General features: G+C 35.1%; 13 protein-coding genes. 9 read left to right on the forward strand and 4 right to left on the reverse strand.

What is annotated here, in order from left to right; genetic code table 11:
- The first annotated feature begins 93 nt into the window (after window positions 1-93).
- The 6 genes from FYJ58_RS04860 to glgB all read left to right on the forward strand — a co-directional run bounded on the left by FYJ58_RS04860 (window position 94) and on the right by glgB (window position 7,850).
- Window positions 94-810 (forward strand): GTP pyrophosphokinase, encoded by a 717-nt coding sequence (locus FYJ58_RS04860; protein ID WP_154518078.1) that lies wholly within the window; start codon window positions 94-96, stop codon window positions 808-810.
- Between the two features lie 117 nt (window positions 811-927).
- Window positions 928-1,854 carry a S1 RNA-binding domain-containing protein gene (locus FYJ58_RS04865; RefSeq protein ID WP_154518081.1) on the forward strand — a complete coding sequence of 309 codons (927 nt, stop codon included), beginning with the start codon at window positions 928-930 and terminating at the stop codon, window positions 1,852-1,854.
- A gap of 63 nt (window positions 1,855-1,917) precedes the next feature.
- Window positions 1,918-2,643 carry an MBL fold metallo-hydrolase gene (locus tag FYJ58_RS04870; protein WP_154518084.1) on the forward strand — a complete coding sequence of 242 codons (726 nt, stop codon included), beginning with the start codon at window positions 1,918-1,920 and terminating at the stop codon, window positions 2,641-2,643.
- Between the two features lie 31 nt (window positions 2,644-2,674).
- On the forward strand, window positions 2,675-4,084 hold the full coding sequence (locus tag FYJ58_RS04875) for a Sapep family Mn(2+)-dependent dipeptidase (RefSeq protein ID WP_154518087.1): 1,410 nt from the start codon (window positions 2,675-2,677) through the stop codon (window positions 4,082-4,084).
- 143 nt (window positions 4,085-4,227) lie between these two features.
- Window positions 4,228-5,610, forward strand: a complete 1,383-nt coding sequence (locus FYJ58_RS04880) for an alpha-amylase family glycosyl hydrolase (RefSeq protein WP_154518090.1) — start codon at window positions 4,228-4,230, stop codon at window positions 5,608-5,610.
- Between the two features lie 11 nt (window positions 5,611-5,621).
- Window positions 5,622-7,850, forward strand: coding sequence for a 1,4-alpha-glucan branching protein GlgB (glgB, locus tag FYJ58_RS04885; protein ID WP_235912555.1), 2,229 nt, complete (start codon window positions 5,622-5,624; stop codon window positions 7,848-7,850).
- A 234-nt stretch (window positions 7,851-8,084) separates the two neighbouring features.
- On the opposite strand, the gene FYJ58_RS04890 is transcribed toward glgB, so the two are convergent.
- From FYJ58_RS04890 to FYJ58_RS04905, 4 genes are all read right to left on the reverse strand, one after another.
- On the reverse strand, window positions 8,085-9,014 hold the full coding sequence (locus FYJ58_RS04890; RefSeq protein ID WP_154518093.1) for an alpha/beta fold hydrolase: 930 nt from the start codon (window positions 9,012-9,014) through the stop codon (window positions 8,085-8,087).
- A 94-nt stretch (window positions 9,015-9,108) separates the two neighbouring features.
- Window positions 9,109-9,621: a transcription repressor NadR gene (locus tag FYJ58_RS04895; protein ID WP_154518096.1), complete on the reverse strand. Its 513-nt coding sequence runs from the start codon at window positions 9,619-9,621 to the stop codon at window positions 9,109-9,111.
- A gap of 121 nt (window positions 9,622-9,742) precedes the next feature.
- Complete coding sequence (gene nadC, locus FYJ58_RS04900) at window positions 9,743-10,615, reverse strand: carboxylating nicotinate-nucleotide diphosphorylase (protein ID WP_334296399.1); 873 nt, start codon at window positions 10,613-10,615, stop codon at window positions 9,743-9,745.
- Entirely contained in the window at window positions 10,581-11,918 is a 1,338-nt protein-coding gene (locus FYJ58_RS04905; protein WP_154518100.1) for an L-aspartate oxidase, read from the reverse strand. The genes nadC and FYJ58_RS04905 overlap by 35 nt, the downstream gene beginning before the upstream one ends.
- Window positions 11,919-12,106: 188 nt before the next feature.
- Between FYJ58_RS04905 and FYJ58_RS04910 the strand changes: the two genes are divergently transcribed.
- From FYJ58_RS04910 to FYJ58_RS04920, 3 genes are all read left to right on the forward strand, one after another.
- Complete coding sequence (locus FYJ58_RS04910) at window positions 12,107-13,066, forward strand: MraY family glycosyltransferase (protein ID WP_154518103.1); 960 nt, start codon at window positions 12,107-12,109, stop codon at window positions 13,064-13,066.
- Between the two features lie 21 nt (window positions 13,067-13,087).
- Window positions 13,088-13,546 (forward strand): D-aminoacyl-tRNA deacylase, encoded by a 459-nt coding sequence (dtd, locus tag FYJ58_RS04915; RefSeq protein WP_154518106.1) that lies wholly within the window; start codon window positions 13,088-13,090, stop codon window positions 13,544-13,546.
- A 247-nt stretch (window positions 13,547-13,793) separates the two neighbouring features.
- Complete coding sequence (locus FYJ58_RS04920; protein WP_154518109.1) at window positions 13,794-17,087, forward strand: DUF6240 domain-containing protein; 3,294 nt, start codon at window positions 13,794-13,796, stop codon at window positions 17,085-17,087.
- Window positions 17,088-17,105: the final 18 nt, after the last annotated feature.

Genomic DNA, 17,105 nt, shown 5'->3' on the forward strand with positions numbered 1-17,105 from the left:
TCGCCAAAAGTTAAAATTTTTGTGATATAATAATTTAGGACAAAAATTATTTAGCTTTTCCTAAGTGATTTTACGAAAGAAGGGTGAACAAGTATGCAATTACCAATGTTTTATGACGAGGCAGAAGAATGGAAATATGCTTTGTTACTTTATAATGCTGCATTGAAAGAAATTAATACAAAAATAGATATATTAAGTGATGAATTTAAAACAACGCATCAGTATAATCCGATTGAGCATGTTACTTCAAGAATCAAATCACCTGAGAGTATTGCTAAGAAGATTCGTCATAGTGAAAGAGAGCTGACAGTTGAGAATATTGTAAAATATATAAATGATGTTGCAGGAATTCGAATTATATGTTCTTTCACATCGGATATCTATCGAATTGCTGATGCAATTGCAAGACAAAATGACGTACAAGTATTAAAGGTCAAAGATTATATTACACAGCCAAAGCAAAACGGATATATGAGCTATCATATGATTGTAGCTGTTCCTATTTTTTTATTGAATGAGGTTGTAAATACAAAAGTTGAGATACAGATTCGGACAATTGCGATGGATTTTTGGGCAAGTTTAGAACATAAGATTTATTATAAATTTGAAGGGAACGCACCGGAAGGTATTCAAAAAGAATTAAAGGAATGTTCTAAGATAGTGTCTTATTTAGACAAAAAGATGTTATCGTTAAATGAGGCAGTTAAAAAACATACATTAGAAGAGGAAGAAGAAGGACTAAGGGAAGCCGTACTGGAATCTTGTCATAAGATTCCAAAGGAAACTTATGGGACGATTGTTGATGATTAAATTATCATTGCAAGAATCTTTGGTATAATGGTATAATTTATTTATGAAAACGATGGAATTGATTGTTTGGGCTGGTTGAATTTGATTAAGAGGAGATTTTGAATAAGGAGTAGTGAGATGGAAGAGGAAAAAGAAATTATTCCTTCTATGGAAGAGTTTGAGAATGAGATTAATCGTTCTTTTAAAAAAATTCAAGAAGGAGATATTATAAAAGGAACTGTAATAGGGGTTTCTGACACAGAAGTAGTAGTAGATTTGGGATATTTTACAGAAGGTATTATTCCATTGGAAGAGTTGAGTAATGATCCTAGATTTTCTATTAAAGCAGACATCCAGACAGGGGATTTGATAGAGGCTATGATTATAAAAGAAGATGATGGATATGGAAATATTCTTTTATCGAAGAAGCAGGCAGATGATGTTTTGGCATGGGACAAGTTAGAACGGGCAATGGAAGAACATCAAGTATTTACAGTGAAGCTTGCTGAGGCTGTAAATGGAGGTATGATTACTTATTTGGAAGGGATAAGAGCGTTTATTCCTGCTTCACAGCTTGCGTTATCTTATGTTGAAAATCTGGAAAAATGGATTGGTAAGACAATAGAAACAACTATCATTACGGTGGAAGAGGATAAGCGTCGATTAGTTTTATCTGGTAAAGAGGTTGCCAGAAAAAAAGAAGAACAAGATCGTAATAGTAAAATCTCGAAATTGCAGAAAGGTCTTGTGACAACAGGTGCTATTGAGAAGATCATGCCATATGGCTGTTTTGTCAATATTGGAGAAGGCTTAACGGGGCTTGTTCATATTTCCCAGATATGTGGAAAGCATATTAAATCTCCAAATGAAGTTGTAAAAATGGGAGAAGAAGTAAAGGTTAAAATTATTGATGTGAAAGATGGAAAAATTAGTCTTAGTATGAAAGCAGTAGAGGAAAAAGAAGATGTGCTTGAAGAAGTAGAGGAAGCACCAATTGAGTATAATTCCGGTGAAGAGGCTTCGACAGGATTAGGGACATTATTAGCAAATCTTAAATTAGACTAAGTTTCTTTTGACGATGTTGTTATTATATCATTTCCCAAATTGTTTAAAAGAGGTTTTGAAACTATGATAGTAAATTATATCGAACATAGTGGATTTTTTTTAGAGCTGGAGAGACATTGTATTCTTTTTGACTATTTTAAAGGTGAGATTCCAGAATGTGAAAATAAAGAAAAAATGGTTACAGTGTTTGTGAGTCATAAACATCATGACCACTTTAATCATAAAATTTTTGATTTGGTGCATATATATCCTAATATCCGTTTTTTTATTTCAAAAGATGCGAAGATGAATCAGACGTATATGATTAAAAAAAATATACCCAAGGAAGCTTTTGATAAGATTCAATATGTTAGAGGAAATGAGCAAGTTAAATTGGAAGGTATGACAATCGACACGTTGACATCTACGGATCAGGGAGTAGCTTTTGTTGTAACCTGTGAAGATAAAGTGATTTATCATGCAGGGGATTTAAATTGGTGGACCTGGGAAGGAGAATCGGAGGAAGAGTCGAAGACGATGGAGAAATGTTTTGCTAATGAGATTGAGAAAATAACAGGACGTTCTATAGATGTAGCATTTTTACCTCTCGATCCAAGGCAAGAGAGTTGTTATTGGTGGGGATTTGATTATTTTATGAGAAAGATAGATGTTAGGTATGTGTTTCCTATGCATTGCTGGGAAGATTATTCAATCATCTGGAAATTATTAACAAGAAAAGAATCAGAAAGTTATAGAAAGCGTATTATTCCAATAACGGGAAAGGGTCAACAATTTTATATTCAAATATAAAAGAGATAAATAAAAAATATTATAGAAAAAAGTGAGAAAGGAAATTGCTGGCTGCCTTGCATTAGTTTTGTTTATACAGCTGGGCAGTATCGCAAGACGGCTTGCGATATGCATGGGTAAAAAAATGGAAAAATATCGTGATGAAATGATTGAAAAAATAAGTGAATTGATGAGAATTCCATCGGTATATCAGGAAAGTGATAAATATTTATTTGGAGAGCCAATTGATAAGTGTCTGGATAAAGCATTAGAAATTATGAAAGATTTGGGCTTCCGCACATTTAAGGCAGAAGATGGAGCATATGGTTATGCAGAAATCGGCGAAGGTGAAATGATTGGTGTCTTAGGTCATTTGGATGTTGTAAATGCCAGAAAAGAAGATGGATGGGATCATGATCCATTTGACCCAATTGTAAAAGATGGTCATCTTTGTGGTAGGGGGTCTCAAGACGATAAAGGAGCTATGATGGCTGCAGTGTATGGTCTTAAATCTCTGTTAGATGAAGGTTATGAATTAAAGAAAAGGGTACGTTTTATCTTTGGTTTGGATGAAGAAACTCTTTGGCGTTCGATTGCAGAATATACAAAGAGAGAAGAAGCACCGGCAATGGGATTTTCTCCAGATTCTGAATTCCCTTTAACTTATGCAGAAAAAGGCTTATTACAAGTTTTGATTAAAGGAAATGAGAAATCAGTATATAACTATGTTGGTGGAGATAGCTTTAATGCGGTATCAGCAACTGCTCAATGTGCATACGATGAAAAAATTGAAGAGGCATTAAAAGAACTTGGATTTGCTTATCATGTTGAAAATGATACAATTACTGCTACAGGTCTTACAGCACATGCAAGACATCCATGGGAAGGTGTCAGTGCCAACTTACATTTGATTCGTGCATTAGAAAAAGCAGGTTATAAAGACAATACAATTTCATTTATTTTAGATGCGTTTGAAGAACAATATCGTTTTGAAGGATTTACGGATGAAGATTTATCTGATTTTACCGGTCCTGTTACAGTATGCTTTAGCAAGATGCAGGCAGATGAGAATGGTGTAGTATTGAGTGTTGATTTACGCTTACCGGTAAGCTTAAAGAAAGATACGGTTATGGATTTAATGCAGAAAAAGGCGGAAAAATATGGATTAACAGTTGAGTTGTTTGATTGGCTTGCACCAATACATGTTCCATTAGAAAGCAAATTAGTTCATGCGTTAATGGAATCTTATCAAGAGGTTACAGGTGATACAACATCAGAACCAACTATTTCAGCTGGAGCAACTTATGCAAGAGCATTTGATAACTGTGTTGCATTTGGAGCTTGTTTCCCGGATAGTGTTATGACTGAGCATGAGCCAAATGAGAGAGCTTCTATTGATGAATTAGTGAGAGCATCTGAAGTTTTCCGTAATGCATTTAAAAAGCTGGCTATAGAACAGTAAGATAAAAGGTATTATGATATGCGCCTGTAAGATGAGGTTTTGTTCGTTTTGCAGGCGTATTTTGTATATAAAGGACAAGAAATAATAAGATATATAATATAACGATACTTTTGCAAGACAATAATAGATTGGAGGAAGTTATTATGGCAACATGGTATGAACAAGCTGTATTCTATCACATTTATCCACTTGGATTGTGTGGAACATCGAAACAAAATACAGGAATAAAAGAGGTTCATTTTGATAAGTTAGAAGAATGGATTCCTCATATTAAGAAGCTTGGATGCACAGCTATCTATATTGGACCATTATTTGAATCTGTGGGTCATGGGTATGAAACGACAGATTATAAAAAGGTCGATTGCAGGCTGGGAACGAATGAGGATTTTAGAAAATATGTTCAGAAATGTCATAAAGCAGGCTTGCATGTTGTTGTCGATGGAGTGTTTAATCATACCGGAAGAGAGTTTTTTGCTTTTAAAGATTTACGTGAACACAGGGAACGGTCAGCATATGTTAACTGGTATTGTAACGTAAATTTTAATGGAAATACAGAATATAATGATGGGTTTAGTTATGAAAATTGGGGTGGTTATAACCTACTTGCAAAGTTGAACCAGAGAAATCCCGAAGTTAAGGAATATCTTTATGATGTTGTACGCTTTTGGGTTACGGAATTTGATATTGATGGTATTCGATTAGATGCAGCTGATGTATTGGATTTTGATTTTATGAAAGGGCTGCGTAAAGTTGCAGATGAAGTGAAGGAAGACTTTTGGCTGCTTGGCGAAGTGATTCATGGTGACTATAGTCGTTGGGCAAATCAAGAGATGCTTCATAGTGTTACAAATTATGAATTGCACAAGGGACTTTATTCGGGGCATAATGACCACAATTATTTTGAAATTGCTCATAGTGTGAAACGTTTACTTGATATATGCAGAGATACAAGACTTTATACATTTGTTGATAATCATGATGTGGCTCGAATTTATAGTAAATTAAATAATAAAGAGCATTTGTATCCTGTTACGATTTTATTGTATACACTTTATGGAATTCCTTCAATTTATTATGGTTCGGAATTTTCAATTGAAGGTGTTAAGGAGCAAAATTCCGATGACAATTTAAGACCGTGTATTGATTTGCGGACTTATGCACAGCTATTTGAAAATAATGGAATAATGGAATGGAATTATAAAGAGTTTCCTCATAAGGATATTTTGGAATTGATTATAAAACTGGGTCAGTTAAAACAAGATTATTTAGAACTAACAGATGGTGTTTATAAAGAACTGCTATTGACAAATCGCCAATTTGCATTTGCCCGTTGCCTGGATAATAGCTGTATGATAATAGCTGTTAATAATGATGATAATGTGTCGAATATGACGATTCCAATGCCATTTGATGGAAGAAAAGCCGTGTGTCTTTTGAACCCAGAAAATCAGGCGATTATAAAAGGCAATCAATTGGAACTTACTATTCCGGGAAATAGAGGTGAAATTGTTTATATTACAAAATAGAGGTGGAAAATATGCAGAGGGCGTTAACTAAGTGGCTGGAAAAAGAAGAGTATTTTAAATTAATCAGGGGAGAGTTGGAGCATCCGGAAAGTATACTTGGTTCTCATATTAATAGCGATGGAAGTCAAATGATATTTGTTTACCGGCCAATGGCGAAACAGGTTTTTCTAGTTGATAAACAGACAAATACACAAGAGGAAATGGAATGCTTATCTATAGAAAATGGCTTTTTTGGAATATATAAAGAAAAGAGAATCTATCAGAAGTATTATTTTAGAGTTAAGTATGGAGAGAATGATATTGTAGATGTAGAGGATTCTTATCAATATGAATCGAATATTGGTGAGTTGGATGAATATTTATTTGCAGAAGGTACGCATTATCAGATATTTAACAAGCTGGGAGCACATCCAATGACAATAGATGGTGTAAAGGGAATCTATTTTGCAGTTTGGGCACCACATGCAAAAGCAGTTGGTGTAGCAGGGTCATTTAATATGTGGGATGGACGGTTACACTATATGCGAAAAAGTCGACACTCTGCTATATTTGAATTATTTATTCCCGGTGCAGATATAGGAGGTATCTATAAATATCAAATTACAACCAATAAAGACACTATTTTATATAAAAGTGATCCATATGCAAACTGTAGTGAATTGCGTCCAAGAAATGCTTCTGTTATTGTCGATTTAAATAGTTATGAGTGGAATGATTCAGAGTGGAGAAAACAGCAGGAGGGGAGGAACCGAAGCTGTCGCTTGAGGGAACCAATGTCGATTTATGAAATGCACATTGGTTCGTGGAAAAAGAAGTTTGATGGAACGGAAGATGGATTTTTTTCTTATCGGGAGCTGGCTCCAATGATATCTGATTATATACTTGAAATGGGATATACTCATATTGAATTGATTGGGATTGCGGAGCATCCGTTTGACGGGTCATGGGGTTATCAGGTAACAGGATATTATGCACCAACCAGGCGGTATGGGATGCCCGAGGATTTTATGTATTTTGTAGATTATTTGCATCAGAAGGGAATTGGCGTGTTATTAGACTGGGTTCCGGCACATTTTCCGAAAGATGAATTTGGACTGGCATTGTTTGATGGAGAACCATTATATGAACATCCGGATCCTAGAAGAGGCGAACATCCTCATTGGGGGACTTTAATTTTTGACTATGGTAGAAGGGAAGTAGCTAATTTTTTAATTGCAAATGCCTTGTTTTGGATTGAAAAGTATCATATTGATGGTTTAAGGGTCGATGCGGTGGCGTCAATGTTATATCTTGATTATGGAAAAGAAAGTGGACAGTGGCTGCCAAATCAATTTGGGGGAAAGGAAAATTTAGAAGCAGTTCAATTGTTTCGTCAATTGAGTCAGGTGTTGGAAGAGCGGTGTCCGAGTGCAATTTTGATTGCGGAAGAATCAACAGCATGGCCTGGTGTTACGGCACCGGTTCAAGACGCTGGACTTGGATTTTTGTTTAAATGGAATATGGGATGGATGAATGATTTTTTAGAATATATAAAATTAGACCCATATTTTAGAAAATATAACCATAATAAACTTATATTTAGCATTGCTTATGCATATCATGAGAATTTTATTCAGCCACTTTCTCATGATGAGGTTGTGCATGGAAAAGGTTCAATGATAGAAAAAATGCCAGGTACCGAGGAAGAAAAATATGCCAGTCTTCGACTTACCTATACGTTTATGTACGGACATCCGGGAAAAAAACTTTTATTTATGGGGCAGGAGTTTGCTCAATGCAGTGAATGGAATGTGAAACGAGGATTGGATTGGGATTTGCTTGGTAAAACTAGACATGAGAAAATGAGACAGTTTGTCCAGAACTTAAATCAATTATATAGAAAATATCCAGCGTTTTTTTATAATGATTCAGAAGAAATTGGATTTGAATGGATGAGTTGTGAGGATGCAGAGCGAAGTGTAGTTGCGTTTGTTCGACGAGGGGATTCGAAAAAAGAACAACTGTTATTTGTTTGTAATTTTACACCGGTTACATATGTTGACTATAATGTAAAGGTACCATGCAAGGGAACTTATACGATTTTATTGAATTCAGAAAGTGAAGAATACGGGGGAATCGGGAAAAATATAGTGAAAGTAGTAGAAGCCGGGGTGAAAGAGGATAAAGAAAAAGAATGGTTTATAGAATATACACTATTACCGCTAAGTGCAACTGTATTTTGTTATGATTATGTTGAATAGGAAAGAAAAATTATGGATATGGGATAATCAAGTTGACTAATTTATTAAAAAAAGACGAGAAAATATTGACAAATATCACAAATCGTGTTATTATAAAGAAGTCGTTAGGATAGTAGAGGAGAAGATGTATTATTACGTTGGGGAACGTGAGAGGGTAACTTAGAAAAATAAGGTTAATCAATTTGGTCATTACCATCTGGAAGTAATGAGGAATCGATTAACCTTATTTTTGTTTTATATTCTATCGTTAATCCAGTTTAGAATATCCTGATAAACAGTTTGTCTGTCAAGTTCATTTAAAATTTCGTGCCTGTCATCTTTATATAATTTTGTTGTTAAATCGTTTAAGCTTCTTTCTTTTAGCCTGCGTTCAACCTCTAAGATGCCCTTTCCGTAATTACCGACAGGATCCATATCTCCACTAATTAAAAAAATAGGAAGATTTTGAGGAACAGCATTATACCAAGCGTCTGAAGAAACTATTTTCAACAATTTTACTAGATCGCGAAATGCAGAAGCTGTAAAAATGAATGTACAGTATTCATCGTTCACATATTTATCAACAATTGCCTCATCTTTTGTAATCCAGTCGGAAGGTGTTCGTACATTTTTGTATCTTTTATTATAAGAACCAAACATTAACTTATTAATAAAAGTGCTTCGATGGAACTCACCTTTTACTTTATAAACAAAAGAAGTCAACAAAGATGCAAAGCCAATAAGAGGATTGCTTCCTGCTGTACCACAAATGATTACTCCATCAACAAATGAGCTGAATTGACTGATATATAATCTTGCAATAAAAGAACCCATACTATGACCGATTAAAAAATAGGGCAGGTTTGGATAGGTATCTTTCATTATATAAGTTATTTTTGCTAAATCTTTGACAAGATATTTCCAGCCATCTTTTGGGGCAAAATATCCAAGTTTATCTTTGGACGTTACGCTGTTTTTATGTCCCAAATGATCATTTCCACATACAAGAATTTGATTTGCAGTTAAAAAATCAATAAATTCTTCATAACGTTCTAAATATTCACACATGCCATGTGAGATCTGTATGATTGCCCTTGGCTCCTTTAGCGGTTTATAAATATAATAGGTAATATTTGTTTCTCCGTTACTGCTCTTAGTTTTATGTACTTCCTTCGTATAATTCATAAGAATCCTCCTCCTAAAAATAAGTTCCCCAATCTCTATAAGTTTATAGTAGCATAGATATTGTCTGGCTTCAAACAAAAAGTATAATTTATAATTACGAAATAAAATATCCTTTTTGAACTAAAGATTGCTCAATAAGATCCAATGTTTCATTGTTATCGGCATCTACAGTATGAGAATGGATATTATTACTTAATTCTTTAAGCGGAGCAGAGTTTGAGCTTTTCAATTTATCAATGAAAGCATCCACATCGCGTCTGGAAGACAGGTTAAGGCTTGCGGTAATGCTTCCATATATATTGTGTTCAATAATAACATTTCTGACATGACCGCCACAGTCTATAATTGTGTATAGTTCATCAGCTATTTGGTCAGTTGTATGGGAAACCGTGAATATTCTTGAATAGCTGGAAGTATGTTGAGGATACATTAAATAACCTCGATTAGTAGACATAATCATATAATTGGCTGCTCTAAGTAGTGCAATATCTTGTACAATTACTTGTCTGCTAACCCCAAGTTGTTCTGCCAGTTTATCTCCGGCTAATGGACATGAAGAGTTACTAAGAAGTTCAATAATCTTAGTTCTGCGTGTTTCACCAGTCATAACGGTTCTCCTTTCGTCTTGTGATTATTCGGGCAATTGCAAAACTTAAAATAAGATATAAATTTTAAGCTTATGATTTTGGCGAATTCCCTTACACCCAATTATAGCGTAACAGACTAAATTATACTACTGTTAAATTTTTTAATGAAATGTCCATAATTGGAGCAGAATGGGTAATTGCCCCGCAGGAAATATAATCTACACCAGTGGTGGCAATTTCTTTTAAACGTTCTTTTGTGACATTACCGGAACATTCGGTTAATATTTTTTTGTTAATTTGCAATGCCTTGTCCCTGACTTTCTTGACAGCCGCTTTCATTGTTTCTGTATCCATATTATCAAGCATAATAATATCCGCTTCTGCTTCTAAAGCCTCTTCCAACATAGAAAGCGATTCTACTTCTACTTCGATTTTGCGGACGAATGGGGCATAATCTCTTGCCAGTTCAACTGCTCTTTTTATACTGCCGGCGGCATCAATATGATTATCCTTAATTAAAATACCATCCGATAAATTATATCGATGATTCTTTCCGCCACCTATTGTAACCGCATATTTTTCAAATGGGCGCATATTTGGTGTGGTTTTTCTTGTATCGAGCAGTGTAGCAGACGTGCCCTTTAATTCCATTACCATAGAGTGAGTCAAAGTAGCAATACCGCTCATTCTTTGTAAATAATTTAGTGCAGTTCGTTCGCCTGATAATAATGCCCGGACGTCACCATGAATGGTTCCGATAACTTGTCCCTTTGTTACTGAGTCACCGTCTTTTATAGAGGTATCAAAATGAGCCCTTGAATCTAATAATTCAAAAACTCTTGTAAAAACAGGAAGCCCTGCGATTATTCCGCTTTCTTTACAGATAAGTTCTGCTTTTCCCTGTTTGGCTTCCGGCATAATCGCATTCGTTGTTACATCTTCACTTGTAATATCTTCTTTGAGAGCATTTAAAAGACACTCATCCACATTGATTTTCATAGTTACACCATTTATCATAAAATTCATAGTCCTTTCGTTTAATTTCTTCTAATATTAGCTTTTTGTTTTCCTTTTCCCAGTCAGATTGGGCGGGTAAAAATAAAAGGTCATTTTTTTCTTGCACTGATAAATTCAGTCTAGGGTAGGAAAATGAGGAAATATGATTTTCAATATCCCGGGCTGTCCGTTTTGCAAAGACAAGACTTTCTAGCAAAGAATTGCTGGCAAGACGGTTTGCCCCATGAACACCATTGCAGGCAGTTTCACCGACTGCATAGAGTTGTTTCATTGAAGTGTTTCCGTTCAAATCAATTTTTACGCCACCCATAAAATAATGTTGTGCCGGAGTAATAGGGATGGGTTCTTTTTCTAGCCGATACCCTTCTTCCAGACAACGCTTGTAGATATTTGGAAAACGTTTTTCCAATTGGGATTTGCTCATATGAGTTAAGGAAAGATAGACATAATCTGTGTGGTATCTTGCCATTTCATTTTTAATAGCAGAAGTAACGATATCTCGTGGTAATAATTCATCGACAAAGCGTTTCTTGTTTGGATTTAAAAGGATTGCACCTTCTCCTCTGACGGATTCAGAAATAAGAAAGCTTCTTCCGGGGGTTTTGGAGTAAAGTGTTGTTGGATGTATTTGAATATAGTTAATATTTTCTAGTTCAATATGGTGCCGAAGGGATAGAGCGATACTATCGCCGGTAAGGTGAGAAAAATTAGTTGAATGTTCAAATAATCCGCCTAAGCCACCGGTAGCAAGAACAACGGCTTTTGAAAATAAGAGTTTCTCTTTTCCGTCTTTTTCTTTTACAATGATACCTTTGCAACAATTTTCTTTTTCTATTAAATCAACCATACAGGTATATTCTGCTATATCGACATTTGGAAGTTTGCGAACAGCCGATAAGAGCTTTGAAGTAATTTCTTTTCCTGTGATATCATCATGATGAAGAATTCGAAACGTGGAATGTCCGCCTTCTCTTGTGTAGGAAAAATCGTTATTTTTTTTTGTAAATTCAACTCCAAAGGAAATTAAATCAGAAATAATAGCAGGCGAGGAAGAAATCATTACTTTGACCGATTCGGGATTATTTTCGTAATGACCTGCTTTCATAGTATCCACATAGTAGGAATTAAAATCTTCTTTATTTTTTAGAGTGGATATACCGCCTTGGGCAAGAAATGAATCGCTGTTTTCTACAGCTTCTTTTGTTATCATCTGAATATGTAACTGCTTGGGTAGAGATAAAGCACAAAATAATCCGGCTACACCAGTACCAACGATGGTGACATCAGGCTCTTCATACATATAACAGACCTCCTTTAAGCAATAATAAACCAATCATAGCATATGTAAAGACAAATGACAAGACAGAGAAAACATGAAAAAAAGAAACAAATATAATTTTTCCTTCAAAGGGAATGGATTTTTCCTTATCTTTGCTATATAATGAGAAGAGTTCATTAAGAAATATATAGAAAGGAAAACAGAAACAAATGATACAGTATATGTGCAACGGAATGGAAATGAAACTTTTAGCATTTGGAGGTGTTTTTTTTGCATTCCTTTTAACTTGCATTTTTTTAAAGACAATGAGTGGTTTTTTGCCAAAGGATTTGGGAAGAGATTTTGCTCATGATGGAAAGAAATCGGCTGGTAAACCAAGAGGTGCCGGATTTATTTTCATTTTAGTGTTTGCCGTTTCGACAATACTTTTTGGAAAAATGGGAAATGAAGTAATTATTTATGTTATTTTAACACTGGCTGCCATGCTGACAGGATTTTTGGATGACTGTGCCAGAACGCCATGGGGAGAATTGAAAAAAGGCTTGTTGGATTTTGCTATTGCGATTATGGTGGCAATCACATTCTTAAACTTTAATTCCAGCACAATTTATCTTATATTTACTAAATCAGAAGTAACTTTAAATCCGATTTTATTTGGAGTTTTAGCGGTTATTTTGGTATGGGTATCAATTAACGTTACAAATTGTTCTGATGGGGTCGATGGACTTTCAGGTACAATTACAGTTATCACTCTATCCAGTATCTATGCTTTTGATACAATAAGAAAAATCGATTCTGATTTCCGGTTTATCATTCTATTATTTATTGTATGTATTTTAGGATATTTATGGTTTAATGCAACACCAAGTAAAATGATGATGGGAGATGCCGGTTCAAGGGCAATGGGGTTATTTATCAGCATTGCAATTTTAAAGACAAACAGTCCATTTTTATATCTCCTATTTGCTCTTGTTTTAATTATTGATGGTGGACTTGGTCTGATTAAAGTATCGTTACTCCGGTTTCTAAAAATTAGAATTCTTACTAATGTTAGAACTCCGATTCATGATCATGTAAGAAAAGTAAAAGGATGGTCGAATACACAGACAGTATTCCGTTTTGCAATTATACAGATTATGATATCAATGGCAGTATTGTTTTTAGTGTAGCAGATAGAAAAGGAGTCAGGTATGAAAATAGTAATTCAGAGAGTAACCGAAGCGTCTGTGTCAATTGAAGGAAAGGTAAAAGGCAGGATAGGAAAAGGTCTTCTTTTACTAGTTGGCGTTGGCGAAAATGATACGAAAGAAATTGCAGAAAAGTTTATAGATAAAATAACAAAAATGCGTATTTTTGAAGATGAAAATGGTAAAACGAATTTATCACTGCAAGACGTTTCTGGTGAGCTTTTGGTGATTTCACAATTTACCTTATATGCAGATTGTAAAAAAGGAAATCGACCAAGCTTTATCAACGCCGCACCTCCTGCAATGGCAGAAGAACTTTACGAATATGTTTTAGCGTTATGCAGACAGAAAATGGGCGCCGTAGAGCATGGTGAATTCGGAGCTGATATGAAAGTTTCTCTTGTTAACGATGGACCATTTACAATTGTACTGGATGATGCAACCGTATTAAAAAGTAAATAAATGAAATGAAAAAGAATCCCTTATATTTAGCAGATAAGCGTAGAGTGTGAGGGGTTCTTTTCTGCTTTATAGGAAACTTCGTCCCCTATAAAGTAAAAACGCTCCGATTGTATAGTTTTAAGATTAAAGTCTGACCTATAATTTGTCGAAATAAAATATAGGTTTTTGAAATAGGACGACCGCAATTTGGCCGGCTTTCGCCAATGGGAGTTTACACAAGAATGAGAGAAAATGGAGCGTGAATGTTATGAATATTACAAATATAAATGCTTCCGGTTCAAAGGAAACAGTCAGTAGCTACGAGAAAAAATCCAGTGATATTTTATCTATAGGAAAAAAAGGAGATATCATTGAAGGCGTTATTTCTGAAGTATCTGACAAAGTTTCTATTGACTTTAAGGGAACAGAGATAAAAACAGCGAAACAATCTGTCCCTGATGCAAAAGAAGGACAGGTAAGAAAATTCCAGATAATGGATATAACAAAGAATAGAATTGCTTTAAGGGAAGTTGGAGATAATCCGTCAGGCAGGTCGAAATCCGTTATTTATTCTACTTTAATACAGATTGATTCCGGTACTTATGCAGACCGTTTCGAGAGAATTTATGACCAGCAATTGAATAATAAGAATAAAGAGGATTCAAAAGACTCTGCGAATCAAATAACGGAAGAGGACTGTGAAGCGATATGGAAAGAAGGTTTTTCACTTGAAGCATTCGAAGCAGGAAGATTAGCGAGGGCATTGGAGCGTATTAAGCAGAACAAAGAATTCCGGTCTGAAAATTTAGATATGCGAATAGAAAATCAAGAGCAGTGGAAAAAAGAAATTGAGAAGATTGCTGTTTCGAATAAAATTTCCGATTCTAATGCTAAGAACCTTGCAAAAAAGTTAATTGAATCTGATATTCCATTAACAGATGAGAATATTGAGAAGCTTATAAAAGGCATGAGTATGGCTCAAACGGCAAACCATTTATCGGATTCCGGTATGGCATATATGATTCAACAGCAATTAGAACCAACAATTAGTAATATTTATCATAGCAGTTATTCTGGCACAGTTAAGGCGACATTTGCGGAAGAAACCTGGCAGGCAATTAAAGGACAGGTGGAAGGTGTGCTGGAATCCAATCAGCTTTCTGTAAACAAGGAAAATATGGAAGATGCAAAATGGCTGTTTGAACATGAGCTTCCAATTACAGGAAAAACATTAGAGCAATACAAAAGTCTTTCTGATATAAGAAATAATATGACAGGCGAGCTTGCTTTTGATAAAATAATTGAAGCAATGAGTCAGGGCAAAAATCCGGAAGAAGCTAGTTTAGATTCTTACATAGATGGAAAACTTCAGACCGCAGTAGAGGACTTTTCAACTATTTCGAAAGAAGCTGTCAGAGAAACACTAAAAGCTGGAAAAGATTTGACACTTCCAAATTTAAAAGAGGCACAAAATAATTTCCAAAAGCAAGTTGTTTTGGACGATTCTATTTTAGAAAATATGGGAACGACAAGGGAAGAAATCACAGCTTATCGTCAATTACAGGAGATTCGTCTGAAATTAACATTGGAATCAAGTCAGAGATTAGCTGCAAATGGAATACGGATTGATACTTCTAAATTACAGGATATAGTCGAAGGGCTAAGAAATATCGAAGATCAGTTTTATAAAAATCTGCTTCAAGAAGCTGGCGCAACAGAAAATGACGCAAATGTAGCATTATTGCGAGAAACAGCAGAGAAAGTTAATGATATAAAACAAGCACCAATTTATTTTATTGGAACAGTTGCAAAACAAGGAATAATCCAAACAATTGATACAATACATGAAATTGCGACGGAATTGAAATCTTCTTTTGATAAGGCGGGCACAGCGTATGAAACTATGATGACTGCACCGCGAAAAGATTTAGGGGATTCTATCGAGAGGGCATTTCAAACGGTTGATTCTATTTTAACAGAGCTAGATATAGAAACCACGAAGGACAATCAACGTGCAGTAAAAATACTTGGTTATAATCAAATGGAGATTACAAAAGATTCTGTTATGGAAATGAAGGCATATGATTCTAAGGTAAGTACATTGATGGAAAAGCTTCATCCGGCCGTAACAGTTGAGCTGATTAAACGGGGCATTAATCCATTAAATATGCCAATTGATGAATTAAATAATCAAATACAACAAATTCGGGATGAGCTAGGTATATCAAAGGAAGAAAAGTATAGTACTTATTTATGGAAATTAGAAAAAGAAAATGGAATCACGGAAGAGGAAAGAAGGAGCTATATAGGAATCTATCGACTGTTGAATAATGTAGAACAGACAAACGGTGCGGCAATCGGGTCGGTTGTGAATGCCGGTGGGGAACTTACGATGAACAATCTTCTTACGGCAGTTCGAACAATGAAGGGAAAAGGAATTGATACGGAAGTGGATGACTCCTTTGGCGGGCTGGAAAGTCTTACATTTGCGAAAGAAACAATAACAGAGCAAATTAGTTCTGCATATGAAACAGATAGAGAAAACGTTCAAAGCCAAAATCCAAAAAGTGATGTAAGCTCCGCCAAGTATACAATGGATTATATGAAGCAAGTAATGGAACAAATCATGGAAACAATAACGCCATCAAAGCTTATGGAGATAAGCGATGGAAATATAACCGAGCTCTTAAATCAGCCATTGGATGTGCTAAAGGATAAATTAGAATTAGCTGAAGGGGATAAAAAAATCGAAGAAGCCTATCGTCAGCAAGTAACAGAAGCATTGAGAGAAACATTGCAGGGTGGTGAAGAGGCAATTGATTTCTTAGATAAATTTAATATTCCGGCTACAATTCAAAATATTATGGCAGCTGGTGAGTACTACACAGGAAATAAAAATATATTTAAGGAATTGCAAAAGAAAGCCGATACAATTTCTGAGAGTGAAAAAGAATCTTTGAAAGAGAGTTGTGATGCTTTAGCGGAAGTGGCAGATAGTAGGGAACAGTTAGAAGAAGCTTATGAAGCATTGGAAGAGAAGGCAGAAAAGATTCTGAATAAAGGATATGAAAAAACAGAAATTTCAAGCAGTGAACTTGCGACTTTAAAAATACTTGGTGCAGGAATACGCCTTACGGGAATGCTTAGCAGACAAGAGCATTATGAAATTCCAATCCGTGTAAGCGAAGATACAATAACAAATATAAAACTTACAATCGTAAATGGCACAAAGGAAAGTGGAAAAGTGCAGATTGGAATGGATTCAGAGCGTTTTGGCAGAGTGGAAGCGGAAGTTACTGCAAAGGAAAATATGATAAAAGGATTTATCTTGTGTGAAACCATGGAAGGAACAGAAACTATAAAAGGATGCCTGGAGCCGATGACAGGTGAGCTGAAAAACTTAGGTTTGGAAGTAAAACAATTATCAGTGGGGACAGATGAAAAGGCAATAAAACATATAAAGCATCAGCAATTAGATTCATCTGGACGAACAGATACAAAGCTGTTATATCAGGTTGCGAAAGTTTTTGTACAGAACTTTAAGGCAGCAGAACTAAATTAATTCAGAGAGGAAACAGGT

Source organism: Velocimicrobium porci (assembly GCF_009696045.1).
In the GTDB taxonomy this organism is placed as follows: domain Bacteria; phylum Bacillota; class Clostridia; order Lachnospirales; family Lachnospiraceae; genus Velocimicrobium; species Velocimicrobium porci.